This window comes from Methylobacterium sp. Leaf106 (assembly GCF_001422895.1).
GTDB lineage: Bacteria > Pseudomonadota > Alphaproteobacteria > Rhizobiales > Beijerinckiaceae > Methylobacterium > Methylobacterium bullatum.
Genome location: NZ_LMNB01000003.1, coordinates 152,096 through 174,263, shown reverse-complemented (window position 1 = coordinate 174,263; position 22,168 = coordinate 152,096). Strand labels below are relative to the sequence as shown.

Sequence of the window (22,168 nt, the reverse complement as noted above, 5' to 3'; positions counted from 1 at the left end):
TCTTGGAACATAAGGAACAGGTCGCGAGACCGAGAAGCTCCCGAGCCGCGTAGGGTTCGGCGACGTCCCGGCCGCGGCGAAACCCCGTTCGATGGCTAGCCCGACGAGTTCAGCGCTGCTGGCTGCCAATTGGTGCTCCGGGACGCGGATCTTTTTTCCAGTCCGCACCGCATCGTCCTCGCGCGCATGCGCCCGATCCAATACCTCGGCCAGATGCCGGCCGGTGCCGGCGGCGGTCCAGGTCGCCCGGGGGTAGGATCCGTTTCAGCTCCCCGAGGAGCAGGTCGAGGGGGCGCTCATTGGCAGGAAGAGCGTTCTTCAGGCGGGTGACGAAGGGACGCGGGGACGGGCATTCTTCAACCCCTCATCGAGAAGGCGCCGGGCGCCGTACAGGTGCGAGAGGTCGAAGATCTCGATTTCGGCGCACCGCGGATAAGACAATCAAGAGATGCCGAGGGCGCGGATGAGAAGAAGGCTGATGGCGAGGAGGACGGCCAGAGAGCCGGTGACGGCAAGCGTCACCCGCCCGCCCATGCGGGCCAGGACCCGGACATCGACGCCCAGGCCCAGGGCGGCCATGGACATGATCGTCAAGAATCCAGCCAGTTGCCTCACCGGCCCGGAGGCCGCCTCAGGGATCAGGCCGAGGGAACGCAGGCTGGCCAGCCCGAGAAAACCCAGGATGAACCAGGGAACGAGCTTCGTGAAGCCGAGCCGCCCCGTCGATGCTTTCCGAACTCCGTCTTCCAAGGCAAGCCGATGGGCGATGAGCGAGAATGCGATGACGACGGGGCCGAGCATCAATACACGCACCAGCTTGACCAGCGTGCCGACCTGGGTGCTGAGCAGCCCCACCGGCACCGTGGCGGCGAGCACCTGCGGCACGGCATAGACGGTTAGGCCGGCCAGCACCCCGTACTGGTGATCCGATAGGCCAACGAGGGGGATGAAGAGGGGCAGGCCGAGCACCATCAACACGCCGAGCACGGCGGTGAAGGCGATGGAGCCGGCGACGTCCTTGCTATCGGCTCCGATCACCGGCGCCACGGCGGCGATGGCCGAATTTCCGCAGATGGCGTTGCCGCAGGCAACCAGGATCGCCATCCGGGCCGGCAGGCCGAGACCACGGCAGATCGCGTAACTCGAGACGATCGCCAGCAACACCGTGCCGACGATGCCGGTGAGAAGCGCGGGTCCTGAGGCGACGATGGCGCCGAGGCTGACCGACGCTCCCATCAACGTCACGGCCAGTTCGAGCAGTTGCTTCGCGCTGAAGGCAATCCCTGCCCGGAAGCGCTTTCCCGGCATCCAGACGGTGCGGATCGCAATGCCGAACAGGATCGCGATCACGAGCGCTTCGATATAGGGGTGCCCGGTGGCCCGCTCCTCCCAGGCTTGGATGGCTATGGCGATCCCGGTGACACCGAGGCAGAGGACGATGCCCGGCAGAAGCGACGATCGCCGATGCGACGTGGCCGCTCCCGTCGGGATTGTCAGATTCGAGGATGCCTTCACGCCCATTCCACCCGCTCGGAGTTGCCTCCAGGCTCCCCGAAAAAACTTCCACATGGCTCGACAAAAATAGAAAGTCACACTCCATACCGTGGGAATTTCAAAAGTCTTATCCATTGATCGCTGGCACGCAAAGCCCGATCTTACCGATCATGACTACGTGCTCCGACGTCACCGCCACCAGCTTCGATCCGTATGGCGAGCCGGTGGGAGAAGAGCGCACCACGCACATGGTGCAGGGCGATCGTCGGGCGCGCAATGCCGCTATCGCGATCTTCTGGACACTCGCCCTGACTTTGACTGCGGGGCGGGTTTATTTGAACGATCAGCCACTTGGCCATGCCTTGATACTTGCGAAAACGCAGATCGGGGCGTTCGTCACGGCCATACGTTGACGTGATGTCGATGGCTGTCGACCAATACGTGTCGGCGAGATAACGCGGCGATCGCTTTCTTGATCGGGGCATAAGATACAGCCACCGTTTTCATCATTTGGCCGGTATGGACGCAGGGCAACCGGGCAGAGCACAGCGCAAATTTACCGACCCGGACATCCGGATCCTGCCAGGCGCGAGGGCCTCGTGCAGGGCGACAACGGGCAGATTGCCGTCGATGACGCGAATGAGATCATCGTAGCGCATCGCCCTATTACGACGTCCGCCGACTCCCGCGCCCTGGTGCCGATCATCGACGACGTCCGCAGTCATTTCGGGCATCAGTCGTTCGAGGTCTCCGGCGATGCAGGCTTTACCAACCGAGGTAAACTTGGCTGCTCTGAGGGAGCGGCCGATTACCGCCTAGCTGGCTCCGGGTTGGGCGCGTCATAGAAAGGCGGATGCGGCCGGCCTTCTCACGCTGACGAAATACACCCCCGATGCGAGCGATGGCCGCGTGGATGAAACGGGCTGGCCGCCGGAGCCGCTACCGCCTGAGGAAGCATATCGTCGAGCCGGTGTTTGTGCAGATCAAGCAGGCCAGAGGCTTCCCGAAGCTCTTGCTCCTGGGCCTCCATGAGGTTCGGAACTTATAATACATTGTAAATAGAGGACGGAGCGCGGATTTCTCCGCGCGCCGTCCTTTCAAACGCAGCTTCATATCATTCGAATAGAGAGAAGTACTACCAAAACCGCAATGTTCTATTGCCCGTCGTAATAGCGGTTTTTCTCTAACACCATCACGAGCAGCCTGTCGTTCCGCCACACGTGTCGCATTTCAAGCAAGTTCCGTTACGCACGAGCGTGAAGTTCGCGCATTCGGGGCAGGATTCTCCGACATAGCCCTTCATCTTGGCCTCCGCCCGCCGATCCGAGACAGTCCGCTCGGCCTTGGCGAAGGGGAGGGCGGTTACGAGGCTTTCGGCTTGGCCCGCCAGCTCCGGTTCGGCCTTCAATGCCGTCGCTCCCCGCAGGGCATGAACGACGCCGCCGGCTGGGGAACTCGTTCCGGCGTTACCGGAGCCGATGCCCATCGTGCCGCCGCCGGGGCCGCCCTGGATGAGGGTAAGCCGGTCGGCCGATCCGCGCAGCAGGCCGCGCGAGACGACGCTGGACGCCACGGGATCCGGCTTGTCGCCGCCGCTGCGGCTCCCTTCGCCCTCACCCTTGCCCATCACCGTGTTGCCGATTTCCGAGGGGTCGACATGGGCGAGATCCATCCTGCCGAGATACGAGATCGCCAACTCGCGGAACACGTAGTCGAGGATCGAGGTAGCGTTCTTGATCGCGTCGTTGCCTTGGACAAATCCGGCCGGCTCGAACCGGGTGAAGGTGAAGGCGTCGACATACTCTTCCATCGGCACGCCGTATTGAAGGCCGATCGAAATCGCGATGGCGAAGTTGTTCATCAGCGAACGGAAGGCGGCGCCTTCCTTGTGCATGTCGATGAAGATCTCGCCGATGCGGCCATCCTCATATTCGCCGGTCCGCAGATAGACCTTGTGGCCGCCGACAACAGCCTTCTGAGTATAGCCCTTGCGCCGATCGGGTAGCTTCTCGCGCGAGCGGATACGCTCGACGCGCTCAATCACCCGTTCGACAATTTTTTCCGCGAGCTGCGCTGCCTTGGCGGTGGCCGGTTGCGCCACCAGAGCTTCGATGGCCTCCTCGGTATCCTCCTCCTCGTCGGCGATGAGCGCCGAGTTCAGGGGCTGAGAGAGCTTCGAGCCGTCGCGGTAGAGGGCGTTGGCCTTGAGGGCCAGCGTCCAAGACAGCTTGTAGGCGTTCTTGCAATCCTCGACCGTGGCGTCGTTGGGCATGTTGATGGTCTTAGAGATAGCCCCAGAGATGAAGGGCTGCGCCGCCGCCATCATGCGGATGTGGCTCTCCACCGAGAGGTAGCGCTTGCCGATGCGCCCGCACGGGTTGGCGCAATCGAAGACCGCGTAATGCTCCTGCTTGAGGAAGGGGGCTCCCTCGAGAGTCATCGCGCCGCAGATATGCGTGTTGGCTGCCTCGATGTCCTTCTTCGAATAGCCGAGGAAGGGCAGGATCTCGAAAGTCGGGTCGGCGAGCTTATCGGCAGGAACCTGAAGCACGTCCTTGAGGAAGTCGTCGCCGAGGGTCCAGCGGTTGAACACGAACTTGATGTCGAAGGCCGACTTCAGTCCCGCCTCGATGGCCGCGATCTTGTCGTCGGTGAAGCCTTTGGCGCGCAGGGAACCCGGGTTGATGGCGGGAGCCTGCCCCATCGAACCGTGGCCGACGGCATAGGCCTCGATCTCGGCAATCTCCGATTCGCGGTAGCCGAGGGAACGCAAGGCGTTCGGTACAGCACGGTTGATGATCTTGAAGTAACCGCCACCCGCGAGCTTCTTGAACTTCACCAGGGCGAAGTCCGGTTCGATACCGGTGGTGTCACAATCCATCACGAGGCCAATCGTGCCGGTGGGCGCGATGACGGTGGCCTGGGCGTTGCGGTAGCCGTGCTCCTCGCCCAGCGAGAGGGCGCGGTCCCACGCCACCTTGGCGCGTTCCGCCAGGTTCGTTTGAGGAATGTTGGCGATGTCGAGGGGGACGGGGGCGATCGAGAGGAACTCGTAGCCCGCAGCCTCGCCATGCGCCGCGCGGCGATGGTTACGGATGACCTTCAGCATGGCATCCGCGTTCTCGTCGTAGCCCGGGAATGGCCCGAGTTCGGCAGCCATTTCCGCCGAGGTTGCGTAGGCGACACCAGTCATGATGGCGGTCAGGGCACCGGCCAGAGCCCGACCCTTATGCGAATCGTAAGGCAGGCCCATGCTCATCAACAGGCCGCCGATATTGGCGTAGCCGAGACCGAGGGTGCGGTAGCGGTAGGAAAGCTCCGCGATCTCCTTCGACGGGAACTGCGCCATCATCACCGAAATCTCGAGGACCACGGTCCAGAGCCGGTTGAGGTGCTCGAAGGCGGCTACGTCGAACTCGCCGCTGGCCTGATCGTACATCGTCAGCAGGTTGGCGGAGGCGAGATTGCAGGCCGTGTCGTCGAGGAACATGTACTCGGAGCACGGGTTCGACGCACGGATCCGGCCAGCGGACGGGCAGGTGTGCCAATCGTTCATGGTCGTATTAAAATGCAGGCCCGGATCGGCGGATGCCCAAGCGGCTTCGCCGATCTTATCCCAGAGCTCGCGGGCCTGGACCGTCTTCACGGACTTGCCGGTGGTCCGAGCCGTCAGATGCCATTCCTCGTCACGCTCCACCGCGCGCAAAAAGTCGTCGGTAAGCGAGACGGAGTTGTTCGAGTTCTGGCCGGCAACCGTCAGATAGGCCTCGGAATCCCAATCGGTGTCGTAGACCGGGAAATCGATCTTGGTGAAACCCTGGCGGGCGAACTGGATGACGCGCTTGGTGTAGCCGTCCGGCACCATCTCCTTGCGGGCGGCCTTCACGGCCTTCTTGAGGACGGGATTGCGCTCGATGTCGAAACAGGCATCACCCTCGGCTTCGCACTGGGTGCAGGCCTTCATCACTGCCTGGAGGTGCTTGGAAACGATCTTGGAGCCTGTGACGAGGGCGGCGACCTTCTGCTCCTCCTTCACCTTCCAATCGATGTACTGCTCGATATCCGGGTGGTCGATGTCGACGATGACCATCTTGGCGGCGCGCCGGGTGGTGCCACCGGACTTGATCGCGCCGGCCGCCCGGTCGCCGATCTTCAGGAACGACATCAGGCCCGACGACTTGCCGCCCCCGCCGAGCTTTTCGTTCTCGCCGCGCAGCATGGAGAAGTTGGAGCCGGTGCCCGAGCCATACTTGAACAGGCGCGCCTCACGGACCCACAGGTCCATGATGCCGCCCTCGTTGACGAGGTCGTCCTGCACACCCTGGATGAAGCAGGCATGCGGCTGCGGGTGCTCGTAGGACGAGGCCGACTTCACCAGTTCGCCGGTGCGGTAATCGACATAGTGATGGCCCTGCGCCGGACCGTCGATGCCGTAGGCCCAGTGGAGACCGGTGTTGAACCATTGCGGCGAGTTCGGCGCGACCATCTGCTTGGCCAGCATGAAGCGAAGCTCGTCGAGGAACGCGGATGCGTCCTCCTCCGAGGTGAAGTAGCCGCCCTTCCAGCCCCAATAGGTCCAGCAGCCGGCGAGCCGGTCGAACACTTGGGTGGATGAGATCTCGGAGCCGGAGCGCTCCGCCTCCGGCAGTTCCGCCAGGGCGGCCTCGTCGGCCACAGAACGCCACAGGAAGGAGGGAACGTCGTTCTCCTCAACCTTCTTCAGGCGCGCCGGCACGCCGGCCTTACGGAAGTACTTCTGCGCCAGCACGTCGCTGGCGACCTGGCTCCAACTGTCAGGCACCGAGATGCCGTCGAGGCGGAAGACAATGGATCCGTCCGGGTTGCGGATCTCGCTCAACGCCTTGCGGAAGGCGATGGTCGCGTAGGGGGATTGCCCGGCCGTGGTGTAACGCCGCTCGAACCGCATGAACCCTGTATCCCTTGTCGAAGAGTCGACGATGCCGCCGCGCCCTGCGCAGCCGCCGATTCACTGAAGTCTGACGAAGGCAAGCGCTCGCGAACGCTCGCGATGCGCTGTCAGATGGCCGAAAATGCTTAGGGCTACCGGACCGAACCCGTCGTCCCGGCGACCCTCGAAAGCTATCTCGGACACGCCGTCCACGTCAACAACTTGTGTGTGCCGGCTACGTTCCGCGCTATATGTTGTGGTGCTACCGTAAAACCTGTGGATATCGCGGCGGCGGCGATAAGTGCTGTTTTCCATTGCGGGAATCCGGCTGGAAAATTTCTGCGTTCACAGGGCGGACGCCGCCTCGGCCATGTAAGCTTTTGGTTAAGGCGCGTTGGCTGTGTGATTCCCGCCGCACCGCCCCAGGAGCCTGATCGCTGATCGCGCGCCGATGGCTGTCCCCGGTCCGACTCGCGCTGGACTTCGTGCCGGCCCCTGACCATAGTCCGGCCATCGAAGGACGGGCGGTCGCGCCGGTCCGGTTCAGGCAAGTGCGATGGCTCTCAAGGACACGCTTCTGCGGATCTTCACATGGTGGAACGGGCAGACCATGTCGCTCGCCGTCATGACGGCCCGTCACGGCCAGCTGGTCGGCAAAGACGATTTCGGGAACACCTATTACAAGGCCATCGGACCGCTGATCGACCGCTCGGTCGGGCCGGAGCGCCGGTGGGTCGTCTATAACGGCTATGCCGATGCATCGAAGGTCCCGCCCGGCTGGCGCGGCTGGCTATGCCATAACGGTGACGTTCCCCCGAGTGAGGAGAGCTACACCCCGCGCGAGTGGCAGAAGCCGCATGTGGAGAATCTCACCGGAACCAGCGCGGCGTACCGTCCGAAGGGATCCCAACTCAATCCGGGCAACAAGGTCGTGACGGGTGGTGACTACGCGGCCTGGAGCCCGGAATAGCGCTTCGCCGAATGAGAGCGGCCGCCGACGCCGGATCCAGCACCCATGATCGGGCTGCCCTTTTTACACCATGCTTGGCCTGTCTATCGGTGCATGACATCGCGACCGCCCTGGCTTAGGGCAGACGCCTCTTAGTCCCGCGCCGGGTAAGCCGCATGCTCGTTCACCGCAATCTGCATCTCGCCATCAGAGCCGGCCTTCTGTTCGCGGGCACCGCGGCGCTCGGCCTGCCGATGACGGGCCATGCCCTCGCCGACAAGATCAAGAACCCGACCGCGGTGTTCTCCGGCCTCGACAAGATCACGGGGCGGATCGTGTCGTTCGAAGTCGCGGTGGACGAGACCGTTCAGTTCGGCGCCCTGCAGATGACCCCGCGCGTCTGCTACAGCCGGCCGCCCACCGAGAGCCCAAAGACCACGGCCTTCCTCGAAGTCGATGAGGTAACCCTCGACAACAAGTACCGCCGCATCTTCACCGGCTGGATGTTCGCGGCGAGCCCCGGGCTGCATGCGATCGAGCATCCGATCTACGACGTGTGGCTCGTGGATTGCAAAGGTGGCAACGACATCATCGCCGAGGCCCGCGAGCAGGAAGACGTGCCCGCCATGGCGTCGAAGCCGGAGAAGACCAAGCGCCAGCGGAACTCGGACCCGACGCGTACGGCCCAACAGGTTAACCCGAACGGGCAGGTCGATGTGGAGGCGCCGCGCGGAGTTCCGGTGCAGCCGAAGCAGAAGCCATCGCGGAAATTCTTCCCGACCAACGAAGGCCCGGCCCCCGCGCCGCCGCCTCAGCAGCCGCAATCGATCTTCGACGCCATCTTCCGGTAGGATCGGCCGGGCAACCGAGTTTTGCTTCATGCCCGATGCCGTCACCCTTCTGGCTTTCGCGGGCGTTTCCCTCGGGATGGTGCTGACGCCAGGGCCGAACATGGCCTATTTGGTCTCCCGCGCGATCTGCCAGGGCCGCGGGGCGGCGCTGGTCTCCCTCGGCGGGGTCGCGCTGGGCTTCGTCGTCTACATGCTCTGTGCCGCCTTCGGCATCACCGCTCTGATCCTGGCGATCCCCTACGCATACGACGCGCTAAGACTGACTGGCGCCCTCTATCTCGGTTACCTTGCCTGGCAGGCGCTGAAGCCTGGTGGCCGCTCACCGTTCGAGGTGAGACGGCTCGCCCCCGATAGCCGGAAGCGGCTCTTCGCCATGGGCTTCCTCACCAACCTCCTCAATCCGAAGATCGCGATGCTCTATCTCGCGCTCATGCCGCAATTCGTGACACCCACGGGCGGCTCGGTGCTGGGACAGACACTGATGCTGGGCTCCGTCCAGATCGCGATCAGCGTCGCGGTGAATGCGCTGATCGCGTTGGCGGCAGGATCGATCGCCGTCTTTCTGTCGCGCAATCCCGGATGGCTGAAAGCCCAGCGCTGGATCATGGGCGGCGTTCTCGGAAGTCTCGCCCTGCGCATGGCGCTCGACAGAACCCGCTGACGCGCACCGAGATTCATGTCTGCCGAGCGATCGAGGTGAGCACCTCCTCGCCACTCACGGCCCGCTCCTTCGGCCAGACATCCCAAACCGCTTCCTCAGCGATCGCCTCCGCGAGCCGTCGTTTGTAGACATGGCGCGGCACTTCCTCCGCTCCGAACTGGATCAGATGGTCCGTGACGAACTGCGTATCGGCGAGGCGATATCCACCCATCCGCAACCTCGCCATCAGATGGACAAGGGCAACCTTCGATGCATCGCGGGAGACGTGGAACATGCTCTCGCCGAAGAATGCCGCTCCGAGCGATACGCCGTAGAGTCCGCCGACGATCCGTCCCTCCGCATAGACTTCGATCGTATGGGCATGGCCGGCATCATAGAGGGCACGGTAGAGTTCTCGGATACGTGCGTTGATCCAGGTCTTCTCCCCGTCGCCTCGAGGAGCAGCGCAGCCGGCGATCACGCCATCGAAATCGAAATCTGTCCGAACCTCAAAACGGTTGGACCTTATTGTACGGGCGAGCCGACGGGAGACGTGGAAACGGTCGATCGGCAGAACTCCGCGTGCTTTCGGCTCGACCCAATAGATGGTCGGGTCATCGGCATCTTCCGCCATGGGAAAGATTCCGGCGGCATAGGCCTTCAGCAAGATCTGCGGAGTGATGTCCACGCGGTCGCCGTCGTGGTCGTGCTGCATGATGACCAATGTGACGCTTCGGACGTGCGAAAGCCAGAGGGCGGACGCATCACCCAGCGTCGCGCCCAACGAAAAACGGCGGAGCTTTCGCTCCGCCGTCTCGTCTTGTGACAAGGATCGATTTCAGAATTCGGGACCGCCCGAAGTCGTACCGAGATTGGGGTTGGAACGCTGGTTCTGCTCGGCATTGCCGCCCTTCGCGGAATCCTCGAACACCGCCTCGCGGTTCGAAATGAAGGGGCGGCTACGAACGCTGCCGGTATCCTCGACATCGACGCGACCTTCGGCATCACGATAAGTGCCGTCGGCTTGCGTGCCGGTCATCGGGACGATGCGGTCGGGCGCACCGATATATGCGGATGGTGACTGGGCGAAGGCGGCGGTGGCGCTCAGGGAGGCGGCCAACACGGCGATGGTCAGGGTGCGCATGAATATCTCGATTGTCATAAGGGTGATCGGCCTCTCGGTAGCTGCCTGCTGATGTCGGAAAAGGCGCTTGCCGGGCCGGGGTGGTCGGATAAGCTCTGTCGTCGCTAGGCGTTCCCCTTGTAGTGAGCCGGCAATGTGTCGCATCTCAATGGGGGTAAAAACAAACATCAAAAGCTCTGTGCTTTTAAATGGGCATTAAAAGCAGCAGATTCTTCTCTCATAGGGCACTTCGAATTATTCTTTTGGATGAGAATACCAATAAGTGTCGAGTACGGAGAGAAACGAAACATCCGCTCGTTGTAACAATTCGCACGGTTAAAAAGCTGTCTTTTCTGCTGGTCAAAACAAAGCAGCCTGCCTCTTGGGGCAGGCTGCTCTAAATCAAGCAACGGGAAAGCGCTGCGATTAGCGCGCCGGACCGCCGGAAGTGGAACCGGTATTGGCTCCCATGCCCTTGTTGGTCTGATCGGCATTGCCGCCTTTTGCCGAATCGACTGCGCCGGCTCCTGGGGACATCCCATTCTCGCCAACTGGACGGCTCGTGCTGCCGGTGGCCGGCGGCATATCCCGGGTGGACGGATTGTCGAGCGGACCACCCGTCGTCGTGCCGGCCTGTGGCACAGTCCGCTCCGGCTGCGAGACGTTGCCTGAGGGTGACTGCGCCAAGGCTGGGGAGGCTGCGAGGAGCAGGGCAGCGACGGTAAGCTTTGCAATGCGCATGACGTTCGTCCTTCCGGGTTCGTGCTCCCACTGCGCCGGGCGGTCACCCTCGATTGCGCGCAATGAGAAACTTCTTATCCAGAGAACGAGCTTTAAGCGGAGCAGTTCCTCTCAGCCGTTTGTCGGCGTCATTCAGGTCGTCGTCTCCGAGAGGCCACCGCCTTCGAGGAAGCTCTCCAGCCAATGAATATCGTAGGCCCCCGCGAGGACCTCCGGATTTCGCACCAGCGTTCGGAACAGCGGAAGCGTCGTGTCGACGCCGGCGACCACGAATTCGTCGAGGGCGCGACGCAGGCGCATGAGGCATTCATGTCGGGTACGCCCGTGAACGATGAGTTTCCCGATCAGCGAATCGTAGTTCGGCGGGATGCGATACCCTTGATAGGCGGCAGAATCGACGCGTACACCGAGCCCGCCGGGCGGATGGAAGTAGGTAATGAGCCCAGGCGATGGACGGAAGGTAGCCGGATGCTCGGCATTGATCCGGCACTCGATGGCATGACCCGTGACCTTGATGTCCTCCTGCGTTACCGAGAGGGGCAGGCCAGCGGCCACACGGATTTGCTCGGACACGAGATCGACCCCGGTGATCATCTCCGTTACCGGATGCTCCACCTGGATCCGGGTATTCATCTCGATGAAGTAGAACCGCCCGTCCTCGTAGAGAAACTCGACCGTTCCGGCGCCGATATATTGCAGCTCCTGCATCGCCCGAGCGCAGATACCGCCGATTTCAGCACGGGTCGCCTCGTCGATCACCGGCGATCCGCCTTCCTCCCAGACTTTCTGGTGACGTCGCTGGAGCGAGCAATCGCGCTCGGCTAGGTGGACTGCCTTGCCGCGACCATCGCCCAGAACCTGAACTTCGATGTGGCGCGGCTTCTCGAGATATTTTTCGAGATAGACGGCATCGTCACCGAACGCCGCTTTCGCTTCGGTGCGCGCCATGTCGAGGGCCTGTTCGAGATCGGCCTCCGTACGCGCCACCTTCATGCCGCGGCCACCGCCACCGGAGGCGGCCTTCACCAGAACAGGATATCCGATCTCCGCCGCGATTCGCTTGGCCTCGACCGGGTCGTCGACACCGCCCTCAGAGCCGGGCACACAAGGAATACCGAGCCGCTTGGCTGTCCGCTTGGCCTCGATCTTGTCGCCCATGATGCGGATATGCTCGGCCTTGGGACCGATGAAGCCGATATTGTGATGGGCCAGCACTTCGGCGAAGCGCGCATTCTCCGACAGAAATCCGTAGCCCGGATGCACCGCATCCGCGCCGGTGATCTCACAGGCGGCGATGATCGAGGGAATGTTGAGGTAGCTGTCCCTGGCCGAGGGCGGACCGATACAGACACTCTCGTCGGCGAGCCGCACATGCATGGCATCGGCATCCGCAGTCGAATGCACCGCCACGGTGGCGATCCCGAGTTCCTTGGCCGCGCGCAGGACGCGCAGGGCGATCTCGCCACGATTGGCGATCAGGATCTTTTCGAACATGGGGGGCGCTATCACTCGATGACGAGGAGAGGTTCGCCGAACTCGACCGGCTGACCATCCTCGAAGAAGATCGCGGTCACCGTTCCGGCGCGGGGCGCGACGATCTCGTTGAAGGTCTTCATCGCCTCGATCAGAAGCAGTTTCTCGCCTGCCGCCACCTGGGAGCCGATATCGACGAAGGCCTTTGCATCTGGCGAGGGCCGGCGATAGGCGGTGCCGACCATGGGGGAGGGCACGGCACCCGGATGACCGGCACCGGCCTTGGCGCGCTCGCCAGCGGCGCCGGAGCCCGGCACGGGCAGTGCCGCCGCAGCGGGTGCGGCCACCGCCACGGCAGGTGTAGGTGCCGCAACTTGGACATGCACGGGCTCAATCCGGCGGACCACGCGGATACGCAGGTCACCCTTCTCCACTTCGATTTCGGTCAGATCCGTCTCGGTCACGAGTTTGGCGAGTTCGCGAACGAGCTCGGGATCGAAAGGTTCGTTCTTAGGCATCGGCACCTTGGCCATTCCGGTCAGTCTTGAGAGTTGGCGTCCGACGAAGCGTCGGACAAGAGCGAGGGGAGAGAGGGCAGACGGGACTGGAGCAGCCGCACCAGGGCTTCCAGGCCCAGACCGTAACTGTGCGGACCGAAACCGCAGATAACTCCGGCACAGACCGGGGCAATGAGCGAGACATGCCGGAAGGCTTCCCGCGCATGCACGTTCGAGAGATGCACTTCGACCGCAATTGCGCCGCTACCGGCAATAGCATCGCGCAAGGCGACGGATGTATGGGTATAGGCAGCGGCGTTGATGAGCACGCCGGCGCCGGCAAGGCCCGCATCCTGCACGAAACCGACCAGTTCGCCCTCGTGATTGGTCTGACGCACGGTCAGCGCTACGCCGAGAGTGTCCGCGCGCGCACGAAGGTCACGCTCAATGTCATCGAGCGTCGCGGTCCCGTAGATGCCGGGCTCACGGCGACCGAGAAGGTTCAGGTTTGGTCCATGAAGGACGTGGATCGGGATCATGATATCGCGTTCGAAGCGCCGGCTGAGCCAAGCGGTCGGGGCAGTGGTCGTAGACGATCGTTCCGGATAACGACAGGCGCAGGCCGGAACAATCGCCGAGGAGCATAAGCCTTCAGCAACTCGCGTGGCCGCACTGGCGGATGTCACCGATGGTCTTGCGGATCGGGTCGACACCGACAGCGCCGGGGATGATCTCATCGCCGATGATAAAAGCGGGCGTACCGGAAAGGCCGAGCTTGTCACCGAGGCCGACATTCTCCGCCAGCGCTGCCTTCACCTCCGCTCCCTGTGCATCCTTCTGCAGCTTGGCGATATCGAGACCCATATCCTTGGCCAAGGCGATCGCACGCTCGCCGTTGACCCGGCCCTTGCTCTCCAGCAGCTTGACGTGGAACTCGAACAGTTTGTCACCCTTGAGCTGCTGCTTCGCCGCCAGCGAAATCTTGCTGGCTTCGAGAGATTCCGCGCCGAGGACGGGGAAATCCTTCAGAACCACGCGCAGCTTGGGATCGCCTTTCACGAGCGTCTGGATGTCGGCGAGTGCCTTGCGGCAATAACCACAATTGTAGTCGAAGAACTCCACAAGAGTGACGTCGCCGGTCGGGTTGCCGACCACGACGCCGTGAGGTGAGTTGACCAGAGCCTCACGGGATTCCTTCAGCGCGGCGGATTGTGCCAGCTTCTGTGTTTCCTGCTGGCGCCGCTCACCCTCGGCGATGGCCTCCTGCAGGACATCGGGATTCTTGACGAGGTAATCCTTGATGATCGCCTCAATCGCCTGGCGCTGCACATCAGTGAAGGCCGCAGCCGCGGTCGGGGCCGTTTGCGCGGGAGCCGCGGCCTGCGCGACAGCGCTCGAAACGCCGGAGGCGAGCGCGCCGACGAGGGCAACGGACGAAAGAAGGTGGCGAAGCAGGCGCATTGATCCTCGCGGGGTCGCGTCCCGTCGGCCGTGGTCAGGCGCGGGACAACCGGTCGTTAGCCACCGGGTTAGGCGTTTTCGCGGCGGCGGGTCAATTGTTCGCCCGCCCCGCCAGATCCCGCACGGTAGGCGCGGAAGGGATCGGTGGCCTGGAAGGGGAGGGCGCATAAGAGTAAATCAGCGCCATGACACCAGCCGACGATCGCCCTGACATCAGCATTTCCGCCAAGACCTCTCTCCGCGCGAGTCGCGTGGCGCCCTTCCTTGCCATGGACATCATGGCGGCCGCCGCGATCCGCGACAGGCAGGGCGACGGCGTGATCCATATGGAAATTGGGCAACCCTCTGCTCCTGCGCCGCGCCGCGTGATCGAGGCCGCGCAACGCGCTCTGGAAAGCGGCAGGCTGCCATATACCGATGCCTGCGGAATCCCGGCCCTCCGCGAGCGCATCGCCCGGTCTTATCGCGACACCTACGGCGTCGCTGTGGCCCCCGACCGGATCGTCGTCACCACCGGCTCCTCGGCCGGCTTCGTGCTGGCTTTTCTCAGCCTGTTCGATGCCGGAGCGCGCATAGCGGTGCCACAGCCAGGCTATCCCGCCTATCGCAGCATACTCCACGCATTGGACCTCGTTCCCGCACCCATGATCCTGCGGGAGGAGGACCGCTTCGCTCCGACCAGCGAGGCTTTGCGCGCCCTCCATCGCCGCGAGGCCCTCTCCGGGATACTGGTGATGAGCCCGGCCAATCCGTCAGGCACGGTCATCGAGCCTGCCCGTCTCGCGGAGCTCTGTGCCACGGCTCGAGATCTTGGGCTGCCCTTCATCTCCGACGAAATCTATCACGGACTCAGCTACGGAATTCCCGCCGAGACCGCGCTGAAATTCGATCCCAACGCCATCGTCATCAATTCGTTCTCGAAGACCTTTTGCATGACCGGCTGGCGCATCGGCTGGATGGTTGTCCCGCCCTGGCTGGTCAGGCCCGTCGAGCGTTTGGCGCAGAACCTCTACATCTCGGCCCCCTACCTCTCGCAGGTCGCCGCACTGGCGGCTTTCGACGCGACGGAGGAGGCAGAGACGATCCGTCTCGGCTACGCCGCGAACCGGGCGTTGCTACTCGACGCGTTTCCCTCCCTCGGCCTGGGGCGGACACATCCGGCCGATGGTGCCTTCTATCTCTACGCTGATGTCGCAGGCCTCACCGACAACGCATCATCCTTCTGCCGCCGGATGCTTGAGCAGGCGGGGGTAGCCGCGACCCCTGGGCTCGATTTCGACGCTGCCGAGGGAGGCCACCATGTGCGGTTCTCCTTCGCGGGATCCAAAGGGGATTGCGTGGAAGCCGTGCGGCGCCTGAAGTCGTGGCTTGGGTGATGTCTCGCCCATCGACAGAAAAATGGCCCCGGATCGCTCCGGGGTCCTCCGTTCTAGTCGCTCGGCTCCGCGCTCAGCGGAACAGGTTCAGGAACCCGCCCGGCTCGGCATAGATGCCCTGTGCCGCCGTGGATGTCTGGAAGGTGATCGAACCGATCACCGCATCGCCGCACCATTTCGAAATTTCGCCATTGGTCACCTGGCGGAAGTCACCACTGAAGGCGGCGCACTCGGCCTTGGTCAGATCGGTATCATGGTAGCGTACGTCGAGAACGATGTTCTTGTAGGTGTAGGACAGGCCGACGTTCCCATAGAAGTAGCTCGGCAGGTTGAATGAAGTGAACCGCCCGATATCCGCGTTGAATCCGGTAGCCGAGTTCTTTGCGGCGCCAAGAAAGAAGTAGCCGAGCTCGGACGACAGCGAGAACCCGCCCGCATAAGACTCCGGCAGGAACGGGAACAGCGATGCCGGCAATGTGTAAGCGGCCGTTCCGGACGCATAGGTACTGATCGCGTGCGTACCGAAGAAATTCGGTGAAAAGAACACGTTCGTGCCCAGCGTCAGCGGATCTGTCGCGGTGTAGAGCATCTTACCGGCGGCTTCGTAGAAGTCCGAGTTCTTCGTCGAAAACGCCGTGCCGCCCGGCAGGATGACCTGCTGCTCGTTGGGATAAAAATAGTACAGGATGCCGAGATCGAAGGCGAACTTTCCGAAGGTCGGGCGAATACCGGCGATCAGATCGAACTCCATGTCCGGCCGGGTCGGAAGGCGGGTCTGATAGGTGGCGAACCCCGCATAGGCGAAGTTGTCCAGGAACTGGGCTTCAAAAAACGTCTGATAGCTACCCTGCAGGTTCGATTGCGACACGCCGCGGAAGTTATAGTCCGTCTGATAGCGCGAGCCGAAAGAGAAGCCGATGAGTGGGTCGGCGGCCTTCGCCTCGACCGGTATGGCTTTGGGAACGGACAGATCGGCAGCAATCGCCGGTGAAAGAGGAGCGCCCGCAAGCGTACCGAACGCGAGCAATGATGTGTATAAACGGCGCATGGCCCGATCCTTTTATTGATGGCCAGAAAGGTTGTGACAACATAAACCCTCTTGCAAAGAGATTCCCCGGGCTTCCAGGCCGACTTGAAAACACTCCGGCCGTCTCGCGACGGTGAAGACAGCAGGATAACAACCGTCCTTTCCGACGTCGTATACTTTGTCTTCAAATTCTGCTCGACCGTAAGCGATCACGGCTTCTGAAAAAAAATTGCTTTGCTGAAAAAGCCCCAATCAATCACATATTATTATTTCAAAAATTGGTTTTTGTAATCACTGAAAGCATTCAGAACAATATTTATACTAACAATGCACAACAGTTATCATTCGGCCATGGAAATCTGCCCGCGGATGCGGTCTCTCGATCCGTCAAAGGTCGTTGCCTCGCCCACTGACCTCGAAGCGACAAACGAAACGGGCCGCATCCTGTCTGGATGCGGCCCGATCGAACGTTGGGATAGGCGTTATCGGGAGTTGGACTAATCGCCCGTGAGCGCGGCCTTTGTCCGCGACCACCATCCGGCGCGCTTCGGACGATCCGGATCGATTGGCGTTAGCACGACTGCTACCGGCTCGGGGGCCGGAGTTGCAGCCGGAACCGGCTCCGTCGCGGCAATGTCTGAATCCACCGTATCGCTGACCAACACCTCCGGAGCTGCCGCCTCAGCGGCAGGTATCGAAGGCTCTTCAGCGACCGGGAGGTCTACCGAAACGGGTGCGGGTGCCGTTTCCGACGCCTCCTGAGGCAGGCCGGTCGAAACCTGAGCAACCTCTTCGAAGGAGGCCGACACGGCCTGCTGCTCTTCGCCATTCTCGCGCGGGCGACCTTCTGTGCGGTCACGACCGCGTCCGCCTCGGCGTCCACGACGACGACGGCGACCGGCCCCCTCGTCGTCGGACGAGTCGGACCGAGGTGTTGCCTCGCCGTCCCGGACATCCGCTACGACGAGCTCATCGCCGTCATTCTCTCCAACCCGTCCATCCGAATCTTCGCCAGTTTGATCGTCGTTGTCCCGGCTCTCGCTGTCGGTCTCGTCGTCGCCGGACTGCTCGTCTTCGCCGGTCGCGTGATCCCCCGACGATTCGCCGGTCTCGTGACGCCCCCCACGCCGCCGACGGCGACGACGGCGACCTCCCGATCGGCCTTCACTATTGCTTTCGCCCGACTTCTCGCGCGATGCCTCCGGCTCGACCGGTTCGGCCTCAGCCTTGAGGATGGCCTCTTCCTCATCGTCGCCGTCGATATCGTCGTCGGCATCGAGCTGAGGCGAGATCGCCACGGCGCGGACCCCGGTCACGGGACCCTCGCTCCGGATCGCCAATTCACCCCGATCGAGCTGGAACGCCGATGTCGCGGCCAGCCGCTCGTCCGCGGCAATGGTCACGGTGACGCCAAAGCGGATTTCCAGTTCGCGCAGATGCGCACGCTTCTGGTTCAGGATGTAGAGCGCCGCCTCCGTGCGGGTGCGAAGGATGAGATTGTGGGTCGTGCTCTTGAGAAGCGACTCCTCGATGGCGCGCAGGATCTGAAGGGCCACCGAGGCAGTGGCGCGGACATATCCCGAGCCGCCGCAATGGACGCAGGGGAGCGACGAGCTCTCCAGCATGCCAGTGCGGATGCGCTGGCGGCTCATTTCGAGCAGACCGAAGGGCGAGATGCGGCCGACCTGAATGCGCGCGCGATCGTTTTTCAGGCAATCGTTGAGCTTCTTCTCGACCGCCCGGTTGTTACGCTTCTCTTCCATGTCGATGAAGTCGATCACGACGAGACCGGCGAGATCGCGCAGGCGAAGCTGGCGGGCGACCTCTTCGGCAGCCTCCAGATTGGTGCGGAGTGCCGTGTCCTCAATGTCGTGCTCGCGGGTCGAGCGGCCCGAATTGACATCGATGGAAACCAGGGCTTCGGTCGGGTTGATGACGAGGTAGCCGCCTGACTTCAGCGTCACATGCGTCGAGAACATCGCATCGAGCTGTTGCTCGACTCCGTGGCGCGCGAAAATCGGCGTCGGGTCGCGATAGGGCTGCACCACTTTGGACTGGCCCGGCATCAGCATGCGCATGAAGTCGCGGGCCTCGCGGTACGCCTCGTCGCCCGCCACGAGGATGTCGTCGATATCCTTGTTGTAGAGGTCGCGGATGGCGCGCTTGATGAGCGAACCTTCCTCGTAGACCAGGGCAGGCGCAGAAGAGGACAGCGTCAACTCACGCACGCTTTCCCAGAGGCGCATGAGATATTCGAAGTCGCGCTTGATCTCCGGCTTGGTCCGGGACGCACCGGCAGTGCGCAAGATCACGCCCATGCCTTCCGGAACCTCAAGATCCTGGGCGACTTCCTTGAGGCGCTTGCGGTCGGCCGCCGAGGTGATCTTACGCGAGATGCCGCCGCCACGGCCGGTATTGGGCATCAGCACCGAGTAGCGGCCGGCCAGCGACAGATACGTGGTCAGTGCCGCGCCCTTAGTACCACGCTCTTCCTTGACGACTTGTACCAGGATGATCTGGCGGCGCTTGATCACCTCCTGGATCTTGTAGTGGCGGCGATAGGTGCGGGGGCGCTCGGGGATCTCGGCCAAAGCGTCGCCGTTACCGCCGACCTGGGCGATTTTTTGCTCGCCATCCTCGCCATCATGCTCGTCGTCCGAATCCTCGTCGTCGGATTCGTCCTCCTCATCGTCCGAATCGTCGTCCTCGTCCGATTCATCTTCGTCGGTCTCTTCGTCCTCGTCGGTTTCGTCTTCGAGGACGGGGGCATCGGGATGCCCCTCGGCGACTGGTTCCGCCACGTCGACTTGGGCGGGCGCCGCTTCTTCGAGCACAGATGAGGTCGCCTCTACCGGTGCGGAGACTTCGCCTTCGAGGGAAGCGGGCGGCAGATCGGACGATTCATCCGAACCGGGCTCGATGACGACGGCCTCGGACGTGACGACATCCGCAGGGGCGGCCTCGTCATTCACGCTCACGTCGCCGCCGAGCTCGCCGGCGCTGTCTGATACGTTGGGATGCTCGCCGGATTCATTGTTCGGCGGTGCCGAGGCCTGAGGCAACTGCTCCTCGGCAAGACCTACCTCGGCGCTCTCCAAAACGTCTTCGGCACTCACTGTCTCGCTGGTCTTGGCGGACGCAGCCTCTGCACGGCGCCCACGCGAACGGCGGCGCGGCTTGCGCTCCTCGCGTTCGCGGTGCTCCTCGGCGTCCCGCGCCTCGTCTTCCAGCAACGCCTGACGATCGGCGAGGGGGATCTGATAATAGTCGGGATGTATCTCGCTGAAGGCGAGGAAACCGTGGCGGTTGCCGCCATACTCGATGAAGGCCGCTTGGAGCGAAGGCTCCACGCGCGTCACTTTGGCAAGGTAGATGTTGCCACGAAGCTGACGCCGATTGGCCGCCTCGAAGTCGAACTCCTCGACCCTAGACCCGTGGACCGTGACGACCCGGGTTTCCTCCGGGTGCATCGCATCGATGAGCATCTTGTTGTTGTTGGCCATGACGGACTTTCATGGCGATCGACGTCGTCCTTCTGCAGCCGAACTGTCCCGGCGAAGCGCTGCCCGATTCCGGCCCATCGGGCGTCGGGGGGAGCGCACGCCCAGGCCCGACGATGCGGGCCAGGGGGGCTTTGGGGAAGGGATTGCCGTCAACCGCCGCTAGGCGCCGGTGATCGGCGCGCGTGGGGTTGAACATGGCCAGGGCCGACGGCGAACCGGCGCCACGCGAAACGCGTACGCTTTGAACACGAGCAACGGCAACCGATGCTGTGCGTCCGTCCATCCGCTCCCTGACCTCACGAAGACTTTGAGACCGTGCAAATGCCGGCCGCTGATTTCCAGAACGGCGACTTGGCGAAACGATCGCCGCATGCACCGGTACCCACCCGAATTCAAAAACGCCGACGAACTTGACGCGGAGAGCCGACTGCGAGGCGACACGGCGACTGGCCAGGACGCTCTCGCGGGCCGCGAATGAGACCGCACGACACCCGGGGAGGGACAGTACCATTACAGATCGTCGCGGGCGCTTGGCAAGCAGCAAGAGCATAGCCGTCACAACTTTGACGCCTTGGCGCCCAGGCGGGCATCCGCTTCGGTCCTGTCGCCCCACAGCAACATCCAGGCCGCTTACGCCATGAGGCCGGAGAGGAACGGTTAACCATCCCGGCCGTATCCCTTATCGAACACTCGCGCTTCCCAAGGCCCCTTGGTTCCGGAAGTCTGTTGGTTCCAACGGCCCCCTGGTTTCAGGACAACGACTGCCGGATCGATGCCGCCTCTCGCTCGCCTGCTGCGCCACGTAATTGTCCTATCCGCCCTCGTGATGGCCGTTCCGGTCGTGGCCCAGGACGACATCCGGACGAATCCGACAGTATCCGGGCAACAATCGGCCGTCGCCATCGCGGCGGACCTCTCCACCGGTGCGGGCGGATCGACCAAGCTGACCCTCACATTGTCGAAATCCATCGAGGCGCGCACCTTTGTCATGGAGCGGCCCGACCGGGTCGTTATCGATCTTACGGAAGTGAACTTTCAACTCGCACCTGACACCGGACGACGCCGCGAAGGGTTGGTTTCTTCCTTCCGATACGGCCTGTTCGCTCCGGGTCGCTCGCGCATCGTCGTCGACCTTGCTCAGCCGGCCACCGTCGGGCGCATCGAAACGACGACGCGCATGCGAGACGGCGCCATCCTCCTCTCGATAGAGTTCCAGCGGGCCGACCGCGACACCTTCCGTCGCGCCGCTGTGGCAAACGACCCGTCGCCTCCGGCCCGCAAGGAAGCCATGGCAGAACCGAGTGATTCCCGGCCGTTGATCATGATCGATGCCGGGCATGGCGGCATCGATCCAGGCGCCATCGCTGCCTCGGGCATCTTCGAAAAGGACATCGTGTTTGGGTTCGCCCAGGCCCTCGTCGGCAAGCTCGAAGCGTCCGGCCGCTACAGGGTGCGGATGACCCGTGATCGCGACGTGTTCGTTCCTCTGGCCGAGCGCGTGCGAATCGCCCGCGAGGCCAGCGCCGATCTCTTCGTCTCGATCCATGCTGATTCCATCTCGTCGGCCCCGCAAGTGCGCGGCGCGACGATCTATACCGGCTCCGAAAAGGCCACGGACGCCGAATCGGCCAAGCTCGCAGAGCGTGAGAACAAGGCGGATTCGACCGCCGGCACAGATTCCGGCCAAGGTCCCGGCCACATCGCCGACATCCTCCAGGAACTCACTCTGCGCGAGACGCGTACCTTCTCGTCGGGCTTCGCCAAGGGTCTTATGTCCTATCTCAGCCCCGTCATGGAGCTGAGCAACAAACCGCATCGTGAAGCGGGTTTCGTGGTCCTGCGTTCGCCGGACGTGCCGTCAGTGCTGGTGGAGCTCGGCTACCTGTCGAGCAAGCGCGACCTCGACCTGCTGCAATCCGAAGCCTGGCGCGCCGACGTGACAGGCGGGATGGCGAAAGCCATCGACGCGTTTTTCGCCAACCGTACTTCCCTGACACGGCCGGTGCCGCCGCGCCGCTCTGCGGCAATCGCCCCAGTTTCACCATAGATACGGTGTGAAACCGGGGCTCACGGCGCCCCGGCTCGGAATAGGCCTCTCACGCCTTCCGAACGATCGCGGGTCGT

General features: G+C 63.0%; 16 protein-coding genes and 2 pseudogenes. 7 read left to right on the top strand and 11 right to left on the bottom strand.

Annotated elements, in window-relative coordinates; translation table 11 throughout:
* Positions 1-22: 22 nt before the first annotated feature.
* A pseudogene (locus ASF34_RS23320) lies at positions 23-420 on the bottom strand (3-keto-5-aminohexanoate cleavage protein); the annotation flags it as partial.
* 21 nt (positions 421-441) lie between these two features.
* The gene (locus ASF34_RS05380; RefSeq protein ID WP_056159389.1) at positions 442-1,521 is read right to left on the bottom strand and encodes a YeiH family protein; all 1,080 of its coding nucleotides are present in this window, start codon (positions 1,519-1,521) and stop codon (positions 442-444) included.
* A gap of 143 nt (positions 1,522-1,664) precedes the next feature.
* Here ASF34_RS05380 and ASF34_RS05375 point away from each other — a divergent pair, with 143 nt between their 5' ends.
* Entirely contained in the window at positions 1,665-1,907 is a 243-nt protein-coding gene (locus ASF34_RS05375) for a hypothetical protein (RefSeq protein WP_056159386.1), read from the top strand.
* Between the two features lie 67 nt (positions 1,908-1,974).
* A pseudogene (locus tag ASF34_RS23315) lies at positions 1,975-2,542 on the top strand (IS5/IS1182 family transposase); the annotation flags it as partial.
* Between the two features lie 144 nt (positions 2,543-2,686).
* Here ASF34_RS23315 and ASF34_RS05365 read toward each other — a convergent pair.
* Entirely contained in the window at positions 2,687-6,421 is a 3,735-nt protein-coding gene (locus tag ASF34_RS05365) for a vitamin B12-dependent ribonucleotide reductase (protein ID WP_056159380.1), read from the bottom strand.
* 538 nt (positions 6,422-6,959) lie between these two features.
* Here ASF34_RS05365 and ASF34_RS05360 point away from each other — a divergent pair.
* From ASF34_RS05360 to ASF34_RS05350, 3 genes are all read left to right on the top strand, one after another.
* Positions 6,960-7,373 (top strand): NADH:ubiquinone oxidoreductase subunit NDUFA12, encoded by a 414-nt coding sequence (locus tag ASF34_RS05360; protein ID WP_018044721.1) that lies wholly within the window; start codon positions 6,960-6,962, stop codon positions 7,371-7,373.
* A 155-nt stretch (positions 7,374-7,528) separates the two neighbouring features.
* Positions 7,529-8,203: a DUF2155 domain-containing protein gene (locus tag ASF34_RS05355; RefSeq protein WP_056159377.1), complete on the top strand. Its 675-nt coding sequence runs from the start codon at positions 7,529-7,531 to the stop codon at positions 8,201-8,203.
* 28 nt (positions 8,204-8,231) lie between these two features.
* Positions 8,232-8,864: a LysE family translocator gene (locus tag ASF34_RS05350; protein WP_056159374.1), complete on the top strand. Its 633-nt coding sequence runs from the start codon at positions 8,232-8,234 to the stop codon at positions 8,862-8,864.
* 13 nt (positions 8,865-8,877) lie between these two features.
* Here ASF34_RS05350 and aat read toward each other — a convergent pair whose 3' ends face one another.
* The 6 genes from aat to ASF34_RS05320 form a co-directional block, all read right to left on the bottom strand.
* On the bottom strand, positions 8,878-9,558 hold the full coding sequence (gene aat / locus ASF34_RS05345; protein WP_043764803.1) for a leucyl/phenylalanyl-tRNA--protein transferase: 681 nt from the start codon (positions 9,556-9,558) through the stop codon (positions 8,878-8,880).
* Between the two features lie 123 nt (positions 9,559-9,681).
* Entirely contained in the window at positions 9,682-9,987 is a 306-nt protein-coding gene (locus ASF34_RS05340; RefSeq protein WP_198290830.1) for a hypothetical protein, read from the bottom strand.
* An 852-nt stretch (positions 9,988-10,839) separates the two neighbouring features.
* On the bottom strand, positions 10,840-12,201 hold the full coding sequence (accC, locus tag ASF34_RS05335; protein WP_056145690.1) for an acetyl-CoA carboxylase biotin carboxylase subunit: 1,362 nt from the start codon (positions 12,199-12,201) through the stop codon (positions 10,840-10,842).
* 11 nt (positions 12,202-12,212) lie between these two features.
* Entirely contained in the window at positions 12,213-12,698 is a 486-nt protein-coding gene (accB, locus tag ASF34_RS05330; protein WP_056159494.1) for an acetyl-CoA carboxylase biotin carboxyl carrier protein, read from the bottom strand.
* 20 nt (positions 12,699-12,718) lie between these two features.
* Positions 12,719-13,216 (bottom strand): type II 3-dehydroquinate dehydratase, encoded by a 498-nt coding sequence (gene aroQ, locus ASF34_RS05325; RefSeq protein WP_018044714.1) that lies wholly within the window; start codon positions 13,214-13,216, stop codon positions 12,719-12,721.
* Positions 13,217-13,328: 112 nt separating this feature from the next.
* Positions 13,329-14,138: a DsbA family protein gene (locus tag ASF34_RS05320; protein ID WP_056159370.1), complete on the bottom strand. Its 810-nt coding sequence runs from the start codon at positions 14,136-14,138 to the stop codon at positions 13,329-13,331.
* A gap of 185 nt (positions 14,139-14,323) precedes the next feature.
* On the opposite strand from ASF34_RS05320, the gene ASF34_RS05315 reads away from it, so the two are divergent.
* Positions 14,324-15,514: a pyridoxal phosphate-dependent aminotransferase gene (locus ASF34_RS05315; RefSeq protein ID WP_056159366.1), complete on the top strand. Its 1,191-nt coding sequence runs from the start codon at positions 14,324-14,326 to the stop codon at positions 15,512-15,514.
* Between the two features lie 73 nt (positions 15,515-15,587).
* Here ASF34_RS05315 and ASF34_RS05310 read toward each other — a convergent pair whose 3' ends face one another.
* Both ASF34_RS05310 and ASF34_RS05305 read right to left on the bottom strand, forming a co-directional pair.
* Positions 15,588-16,562, bottom strand: coding sequence for a TorF family putative porin (locus ASF34_RS05310; RefSeq protein ID WP_244478900.1), 975 nt, complete (start codon positions 16,560-16,562; stop codon positions 15,588-15,590).
* A gap of 476 nt (positions 16,563-17,038) precedes the next feature.
* The gene (locus ASF34_RS05305; protein WP_056159364.1) at positions 17,039-20,044 is read right to left on the bottom strand and encodes an Rne/Rng family ribonuclease; all 3,006 of its coding nucleotides are present in this window, start codon (positions 20,042-20,044) and stop codon (positions 17,039-17,041) included.
* Positions 20,045-20,816: 772 nt separating this feature from the next.
* On the opposite strand from ASF34_RS05305, the gene ASF34_RS05300 reads away from it, so the two are divergent.
* The gene (locus tag ASF34_RS05300; RefSeq protein WP_018044709.1) at positions 20,817-22,091 is read left to right on the top strand and encodes an N-acetylmuramoyl-L-alanine amidase; all 1,275 of its coding nucleotides are present in this window, start codon (positions 20,817-20,819) and stop codon (positions 22,089-22,091) included.
* Positions 22,092-22,168: the final 77 nt, after the last annotated feature.